This window comes from Carbonicoccus niuqiaonis, assembly GCF_050157065.1.
Lineage (GTDB): Bacteria > Actinomycetota > Actinomycetes > Propionibacteriales > Propionibacteriaceae > Avipropionibacterium.
Window position 1 is genome coordinate 2,442,454 of sequence record NZ_CP189573.1, and the last position, 19,732, is coordinate 2,462,185.

The following is a 19,732-nucleotide window of genomic DNA, read 5'->3' on the forward strand; positions in this document are numbered from 1 at the left end:
ACTGGTCAATGTTCCACATTCCGGTGCCTGTCCGGCCGAGGACGTACGCCTCGGATCCGGACGGATGGACGAGCCAGGCTCGCCATATGGCTCCTTAGAAAGGAGGTGATCCAGCCGCACCTTCCGGTACGGCTACCTTGTTACGACTTAGTCCTAATTACCAGTCCCACCTTCGACGGCTCCCTCCCTAAGGTTGGGCCACCGGCTTCGGGTGTTACCGACTTTCATGACTTGACGGGCGGTGTGTACAAGGCCCGGGAACGTATTCACCGCAGCGTTGCTGATCTGCGATTACTAGCGACTCCGACTTCATGGGGTCGAGTTGCAGACCCCAATCCGAACTGAGACTGGCTTTTTGGGATTCGCTCACTCTTGCAAGCTCGCAGCCCATTGTACCAGCCATTGTAGCATGCTTGAAGCCCTGGACATAAGGGGCATGATGACTTGACCTCATCCCCACCTTCCTCCGAGTTGACCCCGGCAGTCTCCTATGAGTCCCCGGCATTATCCGCTGGCAACATAGGACGAGGGTTGCGCTCGTTGCGGGACTTAACCCAACATCTCACGACACGAGCTGACGACAGCCATGCACCACCTGTATACCGACCTTGCGGGGCACCTGTCTCCAAGTGTTTCCGGTATATGTCAAACCCAGGTAAGGTTCTTCGCGTTGCATCGAATTAATCAGCATGCTCCGCCGCTTGTGCGGGCCCCCGTCAATTCCTTTGAGTTTTAGCCTTGCGGCCGTACTCCCCAGGCGGGGCACTTAATGCGTTAGCTACGGCACGGAACTCGTGGAATGAGTCCCACACCTAGTGCCCACCGTTTACGGCATGGACTACCAGGGTATCTAAGCCTGTTTGCTCCCCATGCTTTCGCTCCTCAGCGTCAGGTAATGCCCAGAGAACCGCCTTCGCCACTGGTGTTCCTCCTGATATCTGCGCATTCCACCGCTCCACCAGGAATTCCGTTCTCCCCTGCATACCTCTAGTTGGCCCGTATCGGAAGCAGGCTCAGGGTTGAGCCCTGAGTTTTCACTTCCGACGTGACCAACCGCCTACGAGCTCTTTACGCCCAATAATTCCGGACAACGCTTGCACCCTACGTATCACCGCGGCTGCTGGCACGTAGTTGGCCGGTGCTTCTTCTGTAGGTACCGTCACTTGCGCTTCGTCCCTACTGAAAGCGGTTTACAACCCGAAGGCCGTCATCCCGCACGCGGCGTTGCTGCATCAGGCTTTCGCCCATTGTGCAATATTCCCCACTGCTGCCTCCCGTAGGAGTCTGGGCCGTATCTCAGTCCCAGTGTGGCCGGTCACCCTCTCAGGCCGGCTACCCGTCGACGCCTTGGTGAGCCGTTACCTCACCAACTAGCTGATAGGCCGCGAGCCCATCCTTGACCGCCAGAGCTTTCAACCATCTCCGATGTCGGGTCAGGTCGTATCCGGTATTAGACACCCTTTCGAGTGCTTATTCCGAAGTCAAGGGCAGGTTGCTCACGTGTTACTCACCCGTTCGCCACTCGTGTACCCCGAAGGGCCTTACCGTTCGACTTGCATGTGTTAGGCACGCCGCCAGCGTTCGTCCTGAGCCAGGATCAAACTCTCCGTTGAAATCTATTGGTTACGACCGCGAACGGTCGGTTCCATTCAACTTTAGTTTGCCTGACGGACCCATTGCTGGATCTATCATGTGTTACTTCAAAGGAATCCGACTTGGTTCCGGGTCCGGACGAGTGTCCTTCGCCGTTGCCAAGCACGGGTTTACTGCTTGTTTGGCATTGACTTTCGGCACGCTGTTGAGTTCTCAAGTTTCGGGTGCGTCCCGCGCTTTGGCCTCTCGACCGCTGCTTGGGGCAACTCGACTTACTTTACTGAGGTGTTCGGCCCGGTGTCAAATCCGGGCTTCTGCCTCTTTTCCATCCTCCCCAAGTCTGTCGGTGGGCCCTGTCCTGGGCGCGCACCAGACCTGGTTACAGGTGGTGGTTGTGGGTGCCACCCTCGGGAGCTGGGCTCCTTCAGGGGCTCGGCCTAGCTTAGTCGCTTGTCCGACTCGCGTCAACTCCGACTGCTGGCCTCTGTCGCTTCCTGCGGTTCCCCGCTCTCTGCGACTCGGTAAACCTTAGGGCACCGTTCGCGGTGCTGCAAATCGTGGCAGCGTGTTCACGGTCACACTCCTGGGGCCCGCCGTTGGGCCGGCCCGCGACGCCTCGTCGACGGGGCACCGGGAACGACGGCACCCCGGCAGAGCTGCTCTGCCGGGGTGTCCGTACGGGTGCGTCGGGCGGGTGTGTCAGGTACCGACCTGGACGCCACCGACGGTGCGCTTGCCTCGTCGGAGCACCACGTAGCGGCCGTGCAGCAGGTCCGCACGTGTCAGGGTCGCGTCGGGATCGGTCACCTTGGTGTTGTTGACGTAGGCGCCACCCTCGGCGATGGTCCGTCGCGCCGCCGACTTGCTGCCGACCACGCCACTTGCCTCCAGGGCATCGACCACACTCGGTAGCTCCCCGCCGGGCAGTGCGGTGCCGCCGATCTCGGCGAACACGCCGGCCAGCGTGTCGGCGTCCAGCTCGGACAGGTCCTTCCGCCCAAACAACGCCTCCGCGGCGGTCGCGGCGCCGGCCGCCTCCGCGGCCGAGTGCACCACGGTCACCACGTCGTCGGCCAGTGCCCGCTGTGCGTGCCGGCGGTAGGGCTCCGCCTCGGTCAGCCGCTCCAGCTCCGCCACCTCGTCCCGGGTTCGGTTGGTGAACACCTTCAGGTAGTCGATCACCTTGCTGTCCTCGGCCTGCAGGAAGAACTGGTGCAACGCGTACGGACTCGTCAGGGAGGGGTCCAACCAGATGGTGCCGCTCTCGGTCTTGCCGAGCTTGGTGCCGTCGGCCTTGGTGATGAGTGGTGTCGCCAGCGCGTGCACCCGCTCCCCTTCGGCCCGCCTGACCAACTCGACCCCCGCGGTGATGTTGCCCCACTGGTCACTGCCGCCGAACTGCAGGGTGCAGCCGTACGTACGGAACAGCTCCCGGTAGTCGAGGGCCTGCAGCAGCACGTACGAGAACTCGGTGTAGGAGATCCCCGACTCGAGCCGCCGGGCCACCACGTCCCGCGCCAACATCCGGTTCACCGGGAAGTGCTTGCCGATGTCACGCAGGAACTCGATGGTGGACAACCCCGACGTCCAGTCCAGGTTGTTCACGATCGTCGCCGCGTTGTCGCCCTCCAGGTCGAGGAACCGACCCACCTGGGCCCGGACCTTCTCGACCCAACCGGCGACCACCTCCGGCTCGTTCAGCACCCGCTCACCGGCTTGCTTCGGGTCGCCGATCAGACCGGTGGACCCGCCCACCAGGATCAGTGGCCGGTGCCCGGCGTCCTGCAGTCGGCGGGCGACCAGCAGCTGCACCAGGTTGCCCACCTGCAGGCTCGGAGCCGACGGATCGAAGCCCACGTAATAGGTGACCGGCCCGGAGTCGAGGTGTTCCCGCAGGGCGGCCTCATCGGTGGACTCGGCCACCAGGCCACGCCAGCTCAACTCGTCCAGGACATTGGTCACGTCTCACTCCCTCTGCTCGGCCGCCGACTCCCGGGGCCGGGCACCAGTCTGCCTCAGCCCGCTCCCGGGCGGCATCGGGATTCCGCGTACGGACCGGTGGCCCGACGGCCGTCGGTGCGACGATCCACGCCGGACGCCGGCGGCATCACTGCTTCCGCAGCTGCCCGACCAGCTCGACGAGTTCGGCGTGCTGCTCGGCCACCCGCGCCGGTGCCGTACCGCCGCGGGCGTCATGGGCAGCCACCGAGGCCGGGGCCGTCAGGACCTCTCGGACCTCCCCGGTCAGCTCGGGGGCGATGTCGGAGAGTTCCTCATCTGTCAGCTCGTGGAGTTCCCGGCCGGTCTCCTCACACCGGCGGACGGCCTCCCCCGCGAGGTCGTGGGCCCGGGCGAACGGCACGCGACGCCGTACCAACCAGTCGGCCAGGTCCGTCGCCAAGGCGAATCCGGCGGGTGCGAGCGGGCCCATCCGTTCGGGATGGAAGCGCAACGTGGCCACCATTCCGGTCACCGCCGGCAGCAGCACCTGCAACTGGTCGAGGGAGTCGAAGATCGGCTCCTTGTCCTCCTGCAGGTCACGGTTGTACGCCAGCGGCATGCCCTTGAGGGTGGTGAGCAACCCGGTCAGGTTGCCGATCAGCCGGCCCGACTTGCCGCGCGCCAGTTCCGCCACGTCAGGATTCTTCTTCTGCGGCATGATCGACGAACCGGTCGACCACGCGTCGTGCAGGGTGACGAAGCCGAACTCCGGGGTGCTCCACAGGATCACGTCCTCGCTGAGCCGTGACAGGTCAATCCCGATCTGCGCGCACACGAAGGCGGCCTCGGCCACCTGGTCACGGGCGCTGGTGCCGTCGAGCGAGTTGGGCACGCTGTCGGCGAACCCGAGGTCGTGGGCCACCGCGACCGGGTCCAGCCCCAGTGCGGTGCCGGCCAGCGCGGCGGAACCGTACGGACTCTGCGACAGTCGTCCGGTCAGGTCGTCGATCCGTTGCACGTCACGGACGAGCGGCCAGGCGTGGGCCATCAGGTGGTGGGCCAACAGGATCGGTTGCGCCGACTGCAGATGCGTCCGGCCGGGCATGATCGCGTCCGGGTGGGCGGCCGCCTGCCCGGCCAGCGCGTCGACCAGGTCGAGCAGGTCGCTGCGCAGCAGTCCGGTCGCCTGCCGCAGGTACATCCGGACCAGGGTGGCGATCTGGTCGTTGCGCGAGCGGCCGGCGCGGAGCCGGCCCCCCAGTTCGGGGCCGCAGATCTCGATCAGCCCACGCTCCAGGGCTCCGTGGACGTCCTCGTCGTCGTCCCGTGGCGTGAACTCGCCGGTCTCCACCCGGCGCGCCAGTTCGTCGATCCCGGCCGCCAGGTCGCGGTGCTCGTCGGTGGTCAGCAGCCCCGCACCCAGCAGTGCCGCGGCGTGCGCCCGCGACCCCGCGAGGTCGAGGTGGGCCAGCCGCCAGTCGAACTGGGTCGACACGCTCAGCGCGAACATCGCGGCCGCGGGTCCGTCGGCGAAGCGGCCTCCCCACAACCGCCCCTCGTGGCCCGGGTCCGCCGGCCCGTCGGGGGTGCTGGTCGTACGGTCAGCCGGTGGCGGCTGGGTCATGGGTTCCTCCCGGGTCGTTGTCGTCGGTACGACTGGCCAGCATCACGAACTCGTCGGCCACCCGTTGCCCACCGTCGGGATCGCGAGTGATCAACAGCACGGTGTCGTCGCCGGCGATGGAACCCAGGATGTCGGGACGGGACACCCGGTCGATCGCCGAGGCGAAGTACTGGGCGGCACCGGGTGGTGTCCGGAGCACCACGAGGTTGGCCGATGACTCCGCCGACACCAGCACCTCGGTGCACAGTCGAGCCAACTTGGCCTCGAACGGTGCGGACTCCCCCGACTGGGCGCTGCGGTCCCCGCCTTCGCCCGGTACCGCGTACACGAGGTGGCCGGGGGTCGATCGGACACGGGTGGCTCCGACGTCGACCAGGTCGCGCGACAGCGTCCCTTGGGTGACCCGCACCCCGTGCTCGGCCAGCAGCTCGGCGAGCTCGGTCTGTGACCGCACGGGCTGCTTCATGATCAGGTCGGTGATCAACGCGTGTCGGGCCGCCTTGCTCAACGGGGCACGCTGGGCCATCGGCCTCAGCTCCCGTTCGCGCGCTGCACCAGCCAGTGCAGGATCGCCTTCTGTGCGTGGCGCCGGTTCTCGGCCTCGTCCCAGATCGCCGAGTGCGGCCCGTCGAGCACGTCGGCGGTGATCTCCTTGCCCCGATAGGCGGGCAGGCAGTGCAGCACCACGACCTGTCGCCGTGCCATCTGCACGATCGCCTTGTTGACCTGGTAGGGCGCCAGCGCCGCCTCGCGATCATCGGCCCCTGCCTCGGCCCCCATCGACACCCAGGTGTCGGTCGCGATCACGTCGGCACCGATCGCGGCAGCCTGAGCGTGGTCGGTGACCATCACCGAGCCGCCGGTCTCGTCGGCCCGCGCTTCGGCGCGGGCAACGATCGCGGGGTCGGGTCGACAGGACTCGGGAGCGGCCAGCCTGACGTGCATGCCTGCGGTCACCCCGGCCAACAGGTAGGAGTGCGCCATGTTGTTGGCCGCATCGCCGTAGTAGGTGAGGGTGCGGCCCTTCAGGTCACCCAGTCGCTCCCGCACCGTCAGCAGGTCGGCCAGCAACTGGCACGGGTGGAACTCGTCGGTGAGCGCGTTGATCACCGGCACGTCGGCGTACTCGGCCATCTCCTCGATCCGTTCCTGGCCGGCGGTCCGCCACACGATGGCACCCACCTGACGGCTGAGGACCCGGGAGGTGTCGGCGATCGACTCACCCCGACCGAGCTGGGATGCCTGGGCGTCGATGATCATGGGATGCCCTTGCAGTTCGGCGATCCCGGCCTCGAAGGAGACCCTGGTCCGGGTGGACGGCTTGTCGAACAGCACCGCCACCGGACGGGGCCCGGCGAAGGTGTCGAAGCCGTACGGATCCTTCTTCATCTGCTGTGCGAGCTCCAGCACCTCGGCCTGTTCGGCCGGGGTGAGATCGTCGTCAGCCAGGAAGTGACGAAGGCTCATGGGGACTCCTTGGGGATCTGGACCTGATCAAGCAACTGTGGCAGAACCTCCAAAAAGGTGTCGAGCTGGGCCATCGTGATGACCAGCGGTGGGGCGATCCGGATGACGTTCGGGCGGGGTGCGTTGATCACGAACCCGGCGACCTGCGCGGCCTCGACCAGCTGTGGTGCCACGTCCTCGTGCAGCACGATCCCGCGGAGCAGTCCTCGGCCGCGGACGTGGCTGACCAGCGGGTGGTCCATGGCGGTGACCTGCCGTGCCAGGTGGTCGCCGACCTCGCGCGTGTGCGCCAGCAGGTCATCACGTTCGATGGTGGCCAGCACCGCCAGCCCGGCGATCGCGGCCACCGGATTGCCGCCGAAGGTGGTGCCGTGGTTGCCCGGCTCCAGCAGTTCGGCGGTGTCGCCCGTGGCCAGGCAGGCACCGATCGGGAACCCGTTGCCGAGGCCCTTGGCAACGGTGATCAGGTCGGCGGCCCAGCCCTGCCCCCCGGGGCGGTGCGCCAGCAGCTCACCGGTGCGTCCCATCCCGGTCTGCACCTCGTCCAGCCACAGCAGGGCGCCGTGGGCCGTGGTCAACTCACGGGCGTTGTCGAGGTAGTCCGGCGGCGGGACCACGATGCCGTTCTCACCCTGCACCGGCTCTAGGACCACCGCGGCGACGGTGTCGTCCATCGCCGCGGCCAGCGCGGCGGTGTCGCCGTAGGGCACGAACGTCACGTCACCGGGCAGCGGGGCGAACGCCTCGCGGTAGGCCGGGTTCCAGGTGATCGCCAGCGACCCCATGGTGCGGCCGTGGAAGGCGCCCTCGGTCGCGATGATGCGCTGCCGCCCGGTCAACCGCGTGATCTTGAACGCGGCCTCGTTCGCCTCGGCCCCGGAGTTGGTGAAGAACACCTTCGCGTGGGTGCCGGTCATCGCCACCAGCCGTTCGGCCAGCGCGATCTGGGCCGGGGTGGCGAAGAAGTTCGACACGTGACCGAGCGTGGACAGTTGGCTGGTGATCGCCGACAGCACCAGCGGGTGGGCGTGGCCCAGCGCGTTCACGGCGAGCCCGGCCAGCAGGTCGAGGTACTTGCGGCCGTCGGCGTCCCACAGGTGGCAGCCTTCGCCCCGGACGAACACCGCCTTGGGGCGGCCGAACGAGTTCATCATCGCCGAGCCGTACCGCTCGGTCAGGCTGGCGGAACTGCCGCCGGCCGTCAGGTGGTCGATCTCGGTCATGCGGTGGCTCCCGTGGGGTCGTTCGGGCCGGTGGCATCGTTCGGGCCGGTGGCATCGTTCGGGCCGGTGACGAGCGTGCCGTTGCCCTCGTCGGTGAAGATCTCGAGCAACAGCGAGTGTGGCACCCGGCCGTCGATCACGGTGGCCCGGCTGACGCCGCCGTCGACGGCGTGCAGGCATGCCTCCATCTTGGGCACCATGCCGGCCGCGAGGCCGGGAAGCATGGCCGACAGGTCGGTGGTGGTGATCGACGAGATCACCGTCGGGTCGTCGGGCCAGTTGGCGTACAGCCCCTCGACGTCGGTCAGCATCACCAGGCGCTCGGCGCCCAGGGCAACGGCCAGTGCGGCCGCGGCGGTGTCGGCGTTCACGTTGTGCACCTGGCCGTCCCCGTCGGGGGCCACGGTGGCGACCACCGGGATCCGGCCGGCCTCGATCAGGTCGAGCACGGCCTCGGGCCGCACCTCGGCCACGTCACCCACCAGCCCCAGGTCGACCGCCTCGCCGTCCACCTGGGTGCCGCGACGCTCGGCCACGAAGAGGCCACCGTCCTCACCCGACAACCCGACCGCCAGTGGTCCATGACTGTTGATCATGCCGACCAGCTCACGGCCGACCTGGCCGACCAGCACCATCCGGACGACGTCCATCGCCTCCGGCGTGGTGACCCGCAGGCCACCACGGAACTCGCTCTCGATGCCGAGCCGCTGCAGCATGGTGGAGATCTGGGGTCCGCCGCCGTGCACCACGACGGGCCGTACCCCACACCGCCGCAGGAACACGATGTCCTGGGCGAAGGCCTGCTTCAGTTCGTCGTTGATCATGGCGTTGCCGCCGTACTTGATCACGACGGTGGAGCCGGCGTAGTCCTCCAGCCAGGGCAGCGCCTCGATCAGGATGCTGGCCTTCTCCCGAGGCGACATGATCGCCTCCGCGCCGGCCGTGGCGTCGCCACTGGGAACCTCGGTCACCGGGGTGTCACTCATGTGGAGTACTCCGCGTTCTCCCGCACGTATTCGTACGTCAGGTCGTTGGTCCGGATGCTGGCCTCCGCGGTCCCGGCGTGCAGGTCGACCAGGACCGACACCCCACGTCCCGACAGGTCGACCAGGTCGCGGGGTTCCCCGATCCCGCCACCACGGCAGACCTGTATCCCGTTGAAGGTGAGGTCGACCGCATCGGGCTCGAAGGCGGCATCGGTGGTGCCCATCGCCGAGAGCGCCCTGCCCCAGTTGGGATCCCCGCCGAACACCGCACACTTGAACAGATTGCTCCGCGCGATCGCCCGCCCGACGGTGACGGCATCGGCCTCGCTGGCGGCCCGGGTCACGGTGATCGTGATGTCGTGGCTCGCCCCCTCGGCGTCAGTGATCAACTGTGCGGCCAGGTCGTCGCACAACGCCGTCAACGCCGTGGTGAACGTGGCGACCTCCGGAGTGACCTCGCTGGCTCCGCTGGCCATGATCAACACGGTGTCGTTGGTGGACATGCAACCGTCGGAATCCGTACGGTCAAAGGTCGTCCGGCAGGCCTCCTGCAGTGCGGTGGACAACGCCTCGGCACCGATGACCGCATCGGTGGTGATCACCACGAGCATGGTGGCCAGTCCCGGCGCGAGCATGCCGGCCCCCTTCGCCATGCCGCCGATCGACCAGCCGTCGCCGTGGACCGTGGCGGTCTTGGGGACGGTGTCGGTGGTCATGATCGCCTCGGCGGCAGCCTGCCCCGCATCCTCGGCAAGCCCGGCGACCAGACCGGGCACGGACCCGAGCAACTTGTCCATCGGGAGTCGGACGCCGATCAGCCCGGTCGAGCAGACGGCCACGTCGATCGCCCCGATGCCCAGCTCGGTCGCCACGGCCTCCGCCGTGGCGTGGGTGTCGGCGAAACCGTCCGGACCGGTGCAGGCGTTCGCCCCACCGGAGTTGAGGACGACCGCCTCCAGCCGACCGTCGGCGACGACCTGTCGACTCCACACCACGGGTGCGGCCTGCACCCGGTTGGTGGTGAACACCGCGGCGGCGTCGTGGCGGGGCCCGAGGTTGCGGACCAGTGCCAGGTCGGGGTTGCCGGACGCCTTGAGGCCGGCGGTCGCCGCGGCGGCGACGAAGCCGGCCGGGGTGGTGGTGCTCACGGCGCAACCCCCAGTCCGGCCAGGCCGGTGGTCTCCGGGAGCCCCGTGGCGATGTTGAGGCACTGGATCGCCTGTCCGGCGGTGCCCTTGGCGAGGTTGTCCAGGGCGGCGAGGGCGACGAGTCGTCCGGTGCCGCGGTCGATGCCGACCTGCACCTGGCAGTGGTTGGAGCCGGTGACGTACTGCGTCTGCGGCCACTGACCGTCCGGCAGCAGGTGGACGAACGGTTCGTCGGCGTACGCATCGGCATAGGTGGCCTGCAGTTGCTCGGCGGTCACCGAACCCGACAGCGGAGCGCTGCAGCTGGCCAGGATGCCGCGTGACATCGGGACCAGGACGGGGGTGAACGAGACGGTCGGGTCGACCGCACCGAGCGCCGCGAGGTTCTGCTGCATCTCCGGCGTGTGCCGGTGGCTGCCGCCGACGGCGTACGGGGTGGCCGACCCCATCAACTCCGACCCGATCAGGTGCGGCTTGGCTGACTTGCCCGCCCCCGACGGCCCGACCGCAGCCGTCACCACGACGTCCCGGCCGTCGATCATCCCGGCCACCACGGCCGGCAGCAGCGCGAGCGTGACCGCGGTGACGTTGCACCCCGGGACGGCGATCCGTCGGGCACCGGCAAGGAGCTTCCGGGCGCCCGGCATCTCCGGCAGGCCGTACGGCCAGCTCCCGGCGTGCTCGGTGCCGTAGAACCGTTGCCAGGCGTCGGCGTCGGTGAGGCGGAAGTCGGCGCCACAGTCGAGCACCCGCACGTCGTCGGGCAGCGCGTTGGCAAGTTCGGCGGAGGTGCCGTGGGGCAACGCGAGGAAGACCGCGTCGTGGCCGGCGAAGGCGTCGGCGGTGGTCGGCTCGATCGGGCGGTCTGCGAGCGGCAGCAGGTGGGGCTGGTGCTCCCCCAGTCGTGTGCCGGCGCTGGATCCCGCCGTCAACGCACCGATCTCGACCTCGGGGTGCGACAGCAGCAGCCGCAACAGCTCGCCGCCCGCGTACCCGGTGGCTCCCGCCACTCCGACCTTCAGCTTCATGAGCATAACTATGCCTGACTTGGAATAACTATGCAATCGAGTTTGCGGGGCCGGGGCCCTCATGCGCCCGGCAACATGCCGGTGACCATCGCCCGCAGGCCGTCGAGATAGGTGTCGCGCGCGGCGTACTCCGGCCAGCGGGCACCGATCGTGGCCAGCTGTGGCATCACCTCGGGATCGATGTGGGACAAGAAGCCATCGCCGAGCTCGACGCCGCCGGGGCGGCCCCGGAGGGTCCGGGCCCGCACCACCACCTCGCCGGTGGCCAGGTACCAGACGTTGCGGAACAGGGCTACAGCTTCGGCCTCGTCACAGCCGGCAGCCACGGCGGTCGACACGATCTCCTCCACGGTCCACAGCGCGCCTTCGTCCAGCAAGGCGATGAAGCCGTCGACCGCCACCGCCTCGGCCACCCAGGGCCACGTCGCCAGCGCGTCACGGAGGGCGACCCCGACGACGATGATGCGCTCCAGCGGTTCGGCCGGCAGCTCGGGACGAGCCTGCCGAGCGAGATGCTCGTTCAGCAGCAGCACCAACAGCTCGTGCTTGTCCCGGACGTGGTGGTAGAGCGTGGTCGCACCGATCCCCAACTCACCGGCGAGCCGGCGGATGGTGAGGGTGTCCCAGCCGTCGCGGTCGATCAACGCACGCGCCGCGGCGAGGATCTGCGGTCGCGAGGTGACCGCCGGGCGGCCGGTGCGACCGGACGGAACCTGGGTGCCTGCCACGGTCCCATCTTGCCGGAGGTGCGGCCTGCCGTCACGGGTGGATGACGGAAGGGAGGGGTGGCAGAACAAAGGCTTGGCGAGCGGATTGATCGGAGTGCTAACTTTCCAAACATGTTCCGAAAGTCGATCAGGCCGAGGCGCCGCCGTGCCCCCCGCTACCACCGCGGGGCCGTCCGGCACCGTGCCACCAGCCACGATCACCATCTCGTTCCACCACCGGAGAGGATCCACTCATGAGCACCCTCACCTTCCCTGCAGCGACACCGACCCGCCCCCGCACCGCGCTCACGGCGATGTACGTGGGCCTGGGGCTCACCGTGCTCGCACTCGCGCTGCCCTTCCTCGATCGGGCCACCGGCCAGCTGCTCGCGGGCCACATCCGGGCCGGGTATCCCGGCTACTCCGTGGCCGAGATCGAGACCGCGGCCTTGGTCTACCTGATCATCCTGGCCACGGTCGGCGGCGTGGGCATCCTCGGCTGGCTGTCAGCGGTGTGGACGGCTCGCCGAGGCCACCGCTGGGCGGCTCGGATCCTGGCATCCACCTTGTGGCTGGGGGCGACGACGGTCGCCCTGTTCGCCCTCACCGTCACCGACACCTCCGGCGACACCGGGCTGCCGCCGCTGTTCGGCTGGGCCGGCGTGATCCCCTGCCTCGCGGGCCTGGTTGCGGTGGTCGCCCTCTGGCGGCGAGGCTGACCCGACCGGTGAACGAGTCCGGGCCCGGAGCAATCCGGGCCCGGGCAACTCGGCCTGGTTCTCAGCCGCGCAGCACGGCCCCGTGGTGTTCGGCCGCACGGGCGACGGCGGCATCGCGCACCTGGGCCGCCTCCGCGTCGGTCAACGTGTGGTCACCACGCAGCCGCAACGCGAACGCCAACGACTTCTTGCCTTCACCGAGCTGTTCGGAGGTGTAGACGTCGAACAGCCGGATCGACTCCAGCAGCGGTCCGGCCCCCTCGCGCAGGGTCTGCTCCACCACGGCGGCCGGGATCGCGGCGTCGACCACGAGCGCAACGTCCTCCTTCGCCACCGGGAAGGTGTCGAGGCTCGCCACGTCACCCCCGTCGGGAGCGGCCGCGACCAGCACTTCGAGATCCATCTCGGCGGCGCAGGTCCGTGCCGGGAGGCCGAACTGCTTGACCACCGTCGGGTGCACCTCCCCCGCGTGGCCGACCAGGGTGCCGTCGGCCAGCTCGAAGCGTGCGCACCGTCCGGGGTGCCAGGGAGCATGATCATGGTCGGCGACCCGCCGCAACTCGATCCCCAACGCCCGAGCCGCGATCTCGACGAACGCGACCGCATGGGTCCAGGCCACCGGCTCGCCGGGGCCGGCCCACCCCTCACGACGCCACATGCCGGTCAGCACCACCGCCAGCCGCTCCGGCTGCTCGGGGAGTGCGGCGTCCAGCGCAGCGAGTTCGTCGTCGGTGGGCCGCTGCGCGACCGACGGCCGCGGGGCGGTCACGGCCTCGGGCTTCGCCCGGAACACCGACCCGGACTCGTACAGTGCCAGGTCGTCATTGCCGCGGCTGAGGTTGCGCGCGACGGCCCCGAACAGTCCCGGCAGCAGACAGGTGCGCAGGTACGGCGAGGTCTCGGCCAGTGGATTGGCCAGTCGGACCAGTCGACGTCGGCCGTCGTCGGAAGGCACCCCCAGGTGGTCGATGTCGGCGTCGGAGACGAACGGGAAGGTCAACACCTCGGTGAAGCCGGCACCGGGCAGCGCGGCCTGCAACGCCCGGCGCACCTGCTGCCGCTTGGTCAGCCCGCGGCCGGCCGGCGGGGTCGGCAGCACCGGCGGAATGGTGTCGAGGCCGACCTGCCGGCCCACCTCCTCGACGAAGTCGTACGGATCCGTCAGGTCAGGACGCCACGTCGGTGGCGTCACCGCGAGTTGATCACCGTCGGCCTCCACGCGGCAGCCGACGTCGTGCAGCATGTCGACCACGCCGTCGGCGGCGACCTCGACCCCCAGGATGCGGCCGGGCAGGCCGGCGTCGATCCGGGTGGTCGGCATCGCCGGTACGACACCGCTGACGGTCTCATCCGCCGACAGGGTGCCACCGCCGAGCTCGACCAGGAGTCCGGCGGCGAGGTGGGCCGCGGCGTACGTCGCCGCCGGATCCACCCCCCGTTCGAACCGGCGCGACGCCTCGGAGCCGAGCCGGAGCCGACGCGAGGTGCCGGCGATCCGTCGGGCGTCGAAGTGGGCGGCCTCGAGCACCACCTCGGTGGTGTCGGCACCGATCTCGGTGCTGGCCCCACCCATCACCCCGGCCAGCCCGATCGGCCCGGAGTCGTCGGTGATCAACAGGTCATCGCCGGTGAGGGTGCGGACCTGGTCGTCCAGGGTGGTGAGCCGCTCCCCGGCCCGGGCCGTACGAACCGTGATCGGTCCGGTCAGTCGGGCACGATCGTAGGCGTGCAAGGGCTGTCCGGTCGCGAGCATCACGAAGTTCGTCACGTCGACGACCAGCGAGATCGGGCGCATCCCGGCCAGCTGGACCCAGCGCGCCAGCCAGCGTGGTGACCGGGCGGACGGGTCCAGCCCGGTCACGGTCAACGCGACGAAGAGCGGACAGCCGTCGCCCTCGCGTACCACCGGATGGCCGTCGGCCACCTCGGCCGGGACCGGTCGGTCCACCGGGTCGTGGAAGGCGACGCCGGCGGCGGTGGCCGCTTCCCGTGCCAGGCCGCGGATCGAGAAGCAGTAGCCGCGGTCGGGGGTGACCGCGATGTCGAGCACCTCGTCGCGCAGGGCGAGGACGGGCAGGGCGTCGTCGCCCGGGGACAGGTCCCCGACATCGTTCATGATCATGATGCCGTCGAGGCCGTCGTCGGGCAGGCCGAGTTCGGTCGCGGAGCAGATCATGCCGTCGGAGACGTGACCGTACGTCTTGCGCGCGGCGATCGCGAAGTCGCCCGGCAGCACCGCACCCGGCAGTGCCACCACGACCAGGTCACCGACCGCGAAGTTCCCTGCCCCGCAGACGATCCCGCGACCCGGCTCGCCGTCGGGGTTGTGACCACCGACGTCGACGGTGCACCAGCGGATCGTCTTCCCGTTCTTCTGCGGCTCGTCGGCGAAGTCGAGCACCCGACCGATCACCAGTGGCCCGGTGACGTCACCGCCGACCTCGTCGACGGTCTCGACCTCCAACCCGGCACGGATCAGCGACTCCCCCAACGCGCGCGCGTCGAGTTGATCACCGAGCTCGGCGTACTCCCGCAACCAGCTGACCGGGGCCTTCATCGCGCACCCCCGACCAGCGAACGGCTGAAACGGATGTCGCCCTCGACCATGTCACGCATGTCGGCGGCGTTGTTGCGGAACATCATGGTCCTCTCGATCCCCATCCCGAACGCGAATCCGGAGTACACCTCCGGGTCGATCCCGGCGGCGATCAGCACGCGCGGGTTCACCACACCGCAGCCACCCCACTCGATCCAGCCCTCGCTGGAGCACGTCCGACAGGGGCGATCCGGGTTGCCGACCGAGTCGCCGTGGCAGACGAAGCACTCGAGGTCGAGCTCGGCGCTCGGCTCGGTGAACGGGAAGTAGTTCGGCCGGATCCGGGTGCGTACGTCACCGAAGATGGCGCGCGCGAAGTGGTCAAGGGTGCCCTTGAGATGGCCCAGCGTGATGCCCTTGTCGACGCAGAGTCCTTCGATCTGGTGGAAGACCGGTACGTGGGTGGCGTCGAACTCGTCGGCCCGGTACACCTTGCCCGGGCACACCACGTACACCGGCAGCTCACGGTCGAGCAGGGTGCGACCCTGGACCGGTGAGGTGTGGGTGCGCATCACCACACCGGCCTCCGGCGGATCGACGAACAGGGTGTCGGTCTCGCCCCGTGCGGGATGATCAGGTGCGATGTTGAGGGCGTCGAAGTTGAGCCACTCCGCCTCCGCCTCGGGCCCCTCGGCGACCTCCCAGCCCATCGCGACGAACACGTCACTGATCCTGTCAATCAGTCCGGTGATCGGGTGGACCGCACCGACCGGCGACAGCTCCACCGGCACCGTCACGTCGACGGTCTCGGCCTGCAGCATGGTCTCCAGCTCGGCGGCCTCGACCTCCTCGCGGCGGGCAGCCAGGGCCTGGTTGACCTTGCCTCGCGCCTGCCCGATCAGTCGACCCGCGTCCTTGCGGTCGGCCGGTGGCAGCTGGCCGATCCCCCGGTTCGCCAACGCGAGTGGGGAACGATCACCGGTGTGGGCCAGTCGCGCGGTGTTCAGGTCGGCGGCCGTGGTGGCCTGGGCAAAGGCGGCGATGGCCTCGCGTACCAGCTGCTCGACCCGCTCCGCGGTCGGCGCCGTCACCTCGTCTGGTCCATCACTGCTGCTCGGCCCGGACAACCCGGTCCCCCTTCACCTGTGCCGCGACGCGGCGTGATCATGTGGTCGGCGCGAGGGCATCGGCACCCAAGGCCATCGGACAGTCTAGAGAGGTGGCTCCGCACCAGACAGCGGGTTTCACCGCGCTCCCCGTCGAGGCGCCGCAGCCCGGACCCGGGACGTACGCACGGGCGCCGGCCTCACTCCGGGTCGGGTGGTGCCGCCGCCCCGTCGGCCTCGTCCCGGTCGGCCCACTCCAGCAGGGTGTCCAACCGATACGGCGCCTCGTCGATGCCGTGGTGCAGGTCACCTAGCTCGGCGAACCGGCCGGGCATCGTGGCGATGGTGAAGTCGTCGGGTTCGCAGTCGTCGATCTCGTCCCAGCGCACGGGCGCCGACACCGTACCGGCCGCCACCCCTCGTACGGAGTAGGCGGCCGCGATCGTGTGGTCACGGGCGTTCTGGTTGTAGTCGACGAACAGCGCGGCCGGGTCGCGGTCCTTGCGCCACCACGCGGTGGTGACCTCGTCGGGGGCGCGGCGTTCCACCTCCCGGGCGAACGCGAGCGCGGCCCGGCGGACGTCGGCGAACCCGTGCTCGGCCGGGATCCGGACGTACACGTGCAGTCCGTGCCCGCCTGAGGTCTTCGGCCAGCCGGTCGCACCGAGGTCGTCGAGCACCTCGTGCACCACGTGGGCGACCCGCTGCACCCGGTCCCACCCGCAGTCGGGCCCGGGGTCGAGGTCGATCCGCCACTCGTCGGGCGACTCGGTGTCGGCGCGCCGCGAGTTCCACGGGTGGAACTCGACGGTCGACATCTGCACCGCCCAGATCACCTGCGCGAGTTCGGTGACGCACAGTTCATCGGCATGCAGGCCGTACCGCGGGAAGTGGAGGCGTACGGTCTCCACCCAGTCCGGGGCACCCCGCGGGATCCGCTTCTGGTGCACCTTGTCCCCGGCCAACCCCTTCGGGAACCGGTGCAGCATGGTCGGCCGCTCCCGCAGCGCCCGGACGATGCCGTCGCCGACCGACAGGTAGTAGTCGACCAGGTCCTTCTTGGTCCAGCCCTGGTCGGGGAAGTAGACCCGGTCGGGATTGCTGACCCGCACCGTCCGCTCCCCCACCTCGACCTCGATCGCGGGGCTGGTGTTGGCGGCCATGGAGCAGAGGGTACTGGCGGTTCAGCGTTGCGCGGCGGCGGTGGTGTACAGGCAGACCGCGGCGGCGGTGGCGAGGTTGAGCGATTCGGCCCGGCCCCACATCGGGATGCCGACCACCCGGTCGGCGAGCGCGGCGTCGGACTCGGGCAGGCCCCAGGCCTCGTTGCCGAACAGCCAGGTGGTGGGCCGGGTGAGCCCACCGTTCCGGTTGAGGTCGTCGAGGTCGGCGTCGCCGGAGCCGGCGGTCGCCAGCACCTGGGTGCCGGCCGCCCGGCAGGCGGCGAGCGCGTCGGCCAGCTCGACGTCGATCACCAGCGGCAGGTGGAACAGGCTGCCGACGCTGGCCCGCACGCACTTGGGGTTGTACGGGTCGACCGAGTCGCGGGTCAGCACGACGGCGTCGGCGCCGAACGCGTCGGCGCACCTGATCACCGTGCCGGCGTTGCCGGGGTCGCGGACCTGCGCCAGCACCACGACCAGCCGCGGCCCACCGGCCAGCGCGGTCGCCAGGTCGACGTGGAGGGTACGGCAGACCGCCACGATCCCCTGCGGGGTCACGGCATCGGCGATCCCGGTGAGCGTGGCCGTGGTCGCGACGTCGATCCCGCGGTCGAGCACGGCGGCGACCAGGTCACGGTGGCGGTCGGCGGCCTGCGGGGTGATCAGTACCAGGTCGGCATGGTCGAGGGCTTCGGCCACCGCCTGGGGCCCCTCGGCCAGGAAGGTGCCGGTCCGGGTCCGTTGCTTGTGGCTGGACAGCCGACGAGCCGACCGGAGCTGCCCCGCCGATGCGATGGGCAGTCCGGTCGGCTCGACCGTGGACACGTCTGGTCCTGGCTGGGTGGTACTGCGGTCGGCGCCGGTCAGGCGGCCGTACTCGCGGTGGCAGGCTGGTTGTCCTTGGCGACCTGGACCAGCGCGGCGAACGCCTTCTCGTCGGTGACGGCGAGGTCGGCGAGGATCTTGCGGTCGACCTCGACACCGGCCGTACGCAGGCCGGAGATGAACCGGTTGTAGGTCATGCCCTCGGCGCGGACCGCGGCGTTGATCCGCTGGATCCACAGCCGACGGAAGTCACCCTTGCGGGCGCGGCGGTCGCGGTAGGCGTAGGTCAGCGAGTGGCTGATCTGCTCCTTGGCCTTGCGGTAGAGGCGCGAGCGCTGCCCCCGGTAGCCGGACGCCTGGTCCAGGACTTCGCGGCGCTTCTTCTGGGCGTTGACGGACCGCTTGACGCGTGCCATGTCGTTGTTCTCCTTGCTGGTGGTTCGAGGTGAGCCGGAGCACGTCGGGCGTGCTCACGGCGCCGGGTTCAGGCGCGCCACCGGGTGGTCGGTGACGCGTCGCGGACGAGGTCGGGTCTTACAGACCCAGCAGCTTGCGGGCCTGGCGGGTGTCGTTGGGCGACAGCTCCTTGGTGCCCTCGAGACGGCGCTTCTGCTTGGTCGGCTTGTGCTCGTTGATGTGCATCTTGCCCGCCTGCCGGTGCAGCACCTTGCCCGTTCCGGTGATCTTGAACCGCTTCTTGGCACCGGAGTGCGTCTTCATCTTCGGCATCGTCAGCCGCTCCTTCGTCAATCTCCACCGGGCAAACCCGGCCCTGGCCCGTACCGAGGGTGCTCGGTCGGGGTCATTCCGTACGTGTGCCGCTGCCTCGCGGCGGCCCACCGGTTGGTGGTGGGTCGTGCTCGGTCCCGCTCAGACGTCGATGTCGGGATCCATGTTGTCGGCCGGACCACGCTTCTTGTGGGTGCTCGGCGTCGAGTTCGCGCGATGCTCGGCGAGCTCGCGGTGTTCGGCCTCGACCTCAGCCTTGCGCTCGGCGGCCCGCCGGTCACGCTCGGCCTTCACCTCGACCTTGGCCTCGGTCTTCTTCCGGGTCGGCCCGATCACCATCAACATGTTCCGCCCGTCCTGCTTGGGCGAGGACTCGACGAAGCCGAACTCCGACACGTCCTCGGCCAACCGCTTCAACAGGTTGAAGCCGAGCTCCGGGCGCGACTGCTCGCGGCCACGGAACATGATCGTGATCTTGACCTTGTCGCCGCCCTTGAGGAACCGCACGACGTGACCCTTCTTGGTCTCGTAGTCGTGGTCGTCGATCTTCGGCCGGAGCTTCATTTCCTTGATCACGGTGTTGGTCTGGTTGCGACGGGACTCGCGCGCCTTCTGCGCGGCCTCGTACTTGAACTTGCCGTAGTCCATGAGCTTGGCCACGGGCGGCCGCGCCTGTGCAGCCACCTCGACCAGATCGAGGTCCTGGTCACGTGCCAGTCGCAGCGCGTCTGCGGTTGCCACGATGCCGACCTGCTCCCCGGCCGGGCCGACGAGCCGGACCTCGGGAACGCGGATCCGATCGTTGATGCGTGGTTCAGTGCTGATGTGTCCTCCTGGGTATGTGTCACTGTCGACACCCGGGAACGACGAAGGTCTCCGCGGACCACGCGGAGACCTGAAGAGCGCCGGCACGACGTCTGCACGTCCTGGCCGGTAC

General features: G+C 69.1%; 17 protein-coding genes and 1 rRNA gene. 1 reads left to right on the forward strand and 17 read right to left on the reverse strand.

The features are described 5' to 3' along the window. Positions 1–98: 98 nt before the first annotated feature. The 10 genes from ACQBAU_RS11155 to ACQBAU_RS11200 all read right to left on the reverse strand — a co-directional run bounded on the left by ACQBAU_RS11155 (position 99) and on the right by ACQBAU_RS11200 (position 11,738). Positions 99–1,613: ribosomal RNA gene (locus tag ACQBAU_RS11155) — 16S ribosomal RNA — on the reverse strand. Positions 1,614–2,292: 679 nt separating this feature from the next. Next, positions 2,293–3,555, reverse strand: a complete 1,263-nt coding sequence (tyrS, locus tag ACQBAU_RS11160; protein WP_434551461.1) for a tyrosine--tRNA ligase — start codon at positions 3,553–3,555, stop codon at positions 2,293–2,295. Between the two features lie 145 nt (positions 3,556–3,700). Continuing rightward, a complete protein-coding gene (gene argH, locus ACQBAU_RS11165; protein ID WP_434551462.1) occupies positions 3,701–5,158 on the reverse strand; it encodes an argininosuccinate lyase in 1,458 nt (485 codons plus the stop codon). Continuing rightward, positions 5,136–5,684, reverse strand: coding sequence for an arginine repressor (locus ACQBAU_RS11170; protein WP_434551463.1), 549 nt, complete (start codon positions 5,682–5,684; stop codon positions 5,136–5,138). The genes argH and ACQBAU_RS11170 overlap by 23 nt, the downstream gene beginning before the upstream one ends. 5 nt (positions 5,685–5,689) lie before the next feature. After that, on the reverse strand, positions 5,690–6,625 hold the full coding sequence (gene argF, locus ACQBAU_RS11175) for an ornithine carbamoyltransferase (protein ID WP_434551464.1): 936 nt from the start codon (positions 6,623–6,625) through the stop codon (positions 5,690–5,692). Next, entirely contained in the window at positions 6,622–7,848 is a 1,227-nt protein-coding gene (locus ACQBAU_RS11180; protein ID WP_465256533.1) for an acetylornithine transaminase, read from the reverse strand. The genes argF and ACQBAU_RS11180 overlap by 4 nt, the downstream gene beginning before the upstream one ends. After that, complete coding sequence (gene argB, locus ACQBAU_RS11185; protein ID WP_434551505.1) at positions 7,845–8,771, reverse strand: acetylglutamate kinase; 927 nt, start codon at positions 8,769–8,771, stop codon at positions 7,845–7,847. The genes ACQBAU_RS11180 and argB overlap by 4 nt, the downstream gene beginning before the upstream one ends. Positions 8,772–8,830: 59 nt before the next feature. Next, positions 8,831–9,982: a bifunctional glutamate N-acetyltransferase/amino-acid acetyltransferase ArgJ gene (argJ, locus tag ACQBAU_RS11190; protein ID WP_434551466.1), complete on the reverse strand. Its 1,152-nt coding sequence runs from the start codon at positions 9,980–9,982 to the stop codon at positions 8,831–8,833. Further along, a complete protein-coding gene (gene argC, locus ACQBAU_RS11195; RefSeq protein ID WP_465256532.1) occupies positions 9,979–11,010 on the reverse strand; it encodes an N-acetyl-gamma-glutamyl-phosphate reductase in 1,032 nt (343 codons plus the stop codon). Before argC ends, argJ begins: the two co-directional genes overlap by 4 nt. A 59-nt stretch (positions 11,011–11,069) precedes the next feature. Then, the gene (locus ACQBAU_RS11200; RefSeq protein WP_434551468.1) at positions 11,070–11,738 is read right to left on the reverse strand and encodes a TetR/AcrR family transcriptional regulator; all 669 of its coding nucleotides are present in this window, start codon (positions 11,736–11,738) and stop codon (positions 11,070–11,072) included. Positions 11,739–11,971: 233 nt separating this feature from the next. Between ACQBAU_RS11200 and ACQBAU_RS11205 the strand changes: the two genes are divergently transcribed. Further along, positions 11,972–12,436 (forward strand): hypothetical protein, encoded by a 465-nt coding sequence (locus tag ACQBAU_RS11205; protein WP_434551469.1) that lies wholly within the window; start codon positions 11,972–11,974, stop codon positions 12,434–12,436. A 61-nt stretch (positions 12,437–12,497) separates the two neighbouring features. On the opposite strand, the gene pheT is transcribed toward ACQBAU_RS11205, so the two are convergent. The 7 genes from pheT to infC all read right to left on the reverse strand — a co-directional run bounded on the left by pheT (position 12,498) and on the right by infC (position 19,620). Beyond that, positions 12,498–14,993 carry a phenylalanine--tRNA ligase subunit beta gene (gene pheT / locus ACQBAU_RS11210; protein WP_434551470.1) on the reverse strand — a complete coding sequence of 832 codons (2,496 nt, stop codon included), beginning with the start codon at positions 14,991–14,993 and terminating at the stop codon, positions 12,498–12,500. Further along, positions 14,990–16,099, reverse strand: a complete 1,110-nt coding sequence (gene pheS, locus ACQBAU_RS11215) for a phenylalanine--tRNA ligase subunit alpha (protein ID WP_465256531.1) — start codon at positions 16,097–16,099, stop codon at positions 14,990–14,992. The genes pheT and pheS overlap by 4 nt, the downstream gene beginning before the upstream one ends. 179 nt (positions 16,100–16,278) lie before the next feature. Then, positions 16,279–17,241, reverse strand: coding sequence for a non-homologous end-joining DNA ligase (ligD, locus tag ACQBAU_RS11220; protein ID WP_434551472.1), 963 nt, complete (start codon positions 17,239–17,241; stop codon positions 16,279–16,281). A 21-nt stretch (positions 17,242–17,262) separates the two neighbouring features. Then, positions 17,263–18,066, reverse strand: coding sequence for a TrmH family RNA methyltransferase (locus ACQBAU_RS11225; protein WP_434551473.1), 804 nt, complete (start codon positions 18,064–18,066; stop codon positions 17,263–17,265). A gap of 38 nt (positions 18,067–18,104) precedes the next feature. Continuing rightward, a complete protein-coding gene (gene rplT, locus ACQBAU_RS11230; protein WP_434551474.1) occupies positions 18,105–18,482 on the reverse strand; it encodes a 50S ribosomal protein L20 in 378 nt (125 codons plus the stop codon). A gap of 118 nt (positions 18,483–18,600) precedes the next feature. After that, complete coding sequence (rpmI, locus tag ACQBAU_RS11235) at positions 18,601–18,795, reverse strand: 50S ribosomal protein L35 (RefSeq protein WP_465256530.1); 195 nt, start codon at positions 18,793–18,795, stop codon at positions 18,601–18,603. A 141-nt stretch (positions 18,796–18,936) separates the two neighbouring features. Continuing rightward, entirely contained in the window at positions 18,937–19,620 is a 684-nt protein-coding gene (gene infC, locus ACQBAU_RS11240; protein WP_465259506.1) for a translation initiation factor IF-3, read from the reverse strand. Positions 19,621–19,732: the final 112 nt, after the last annotated feature.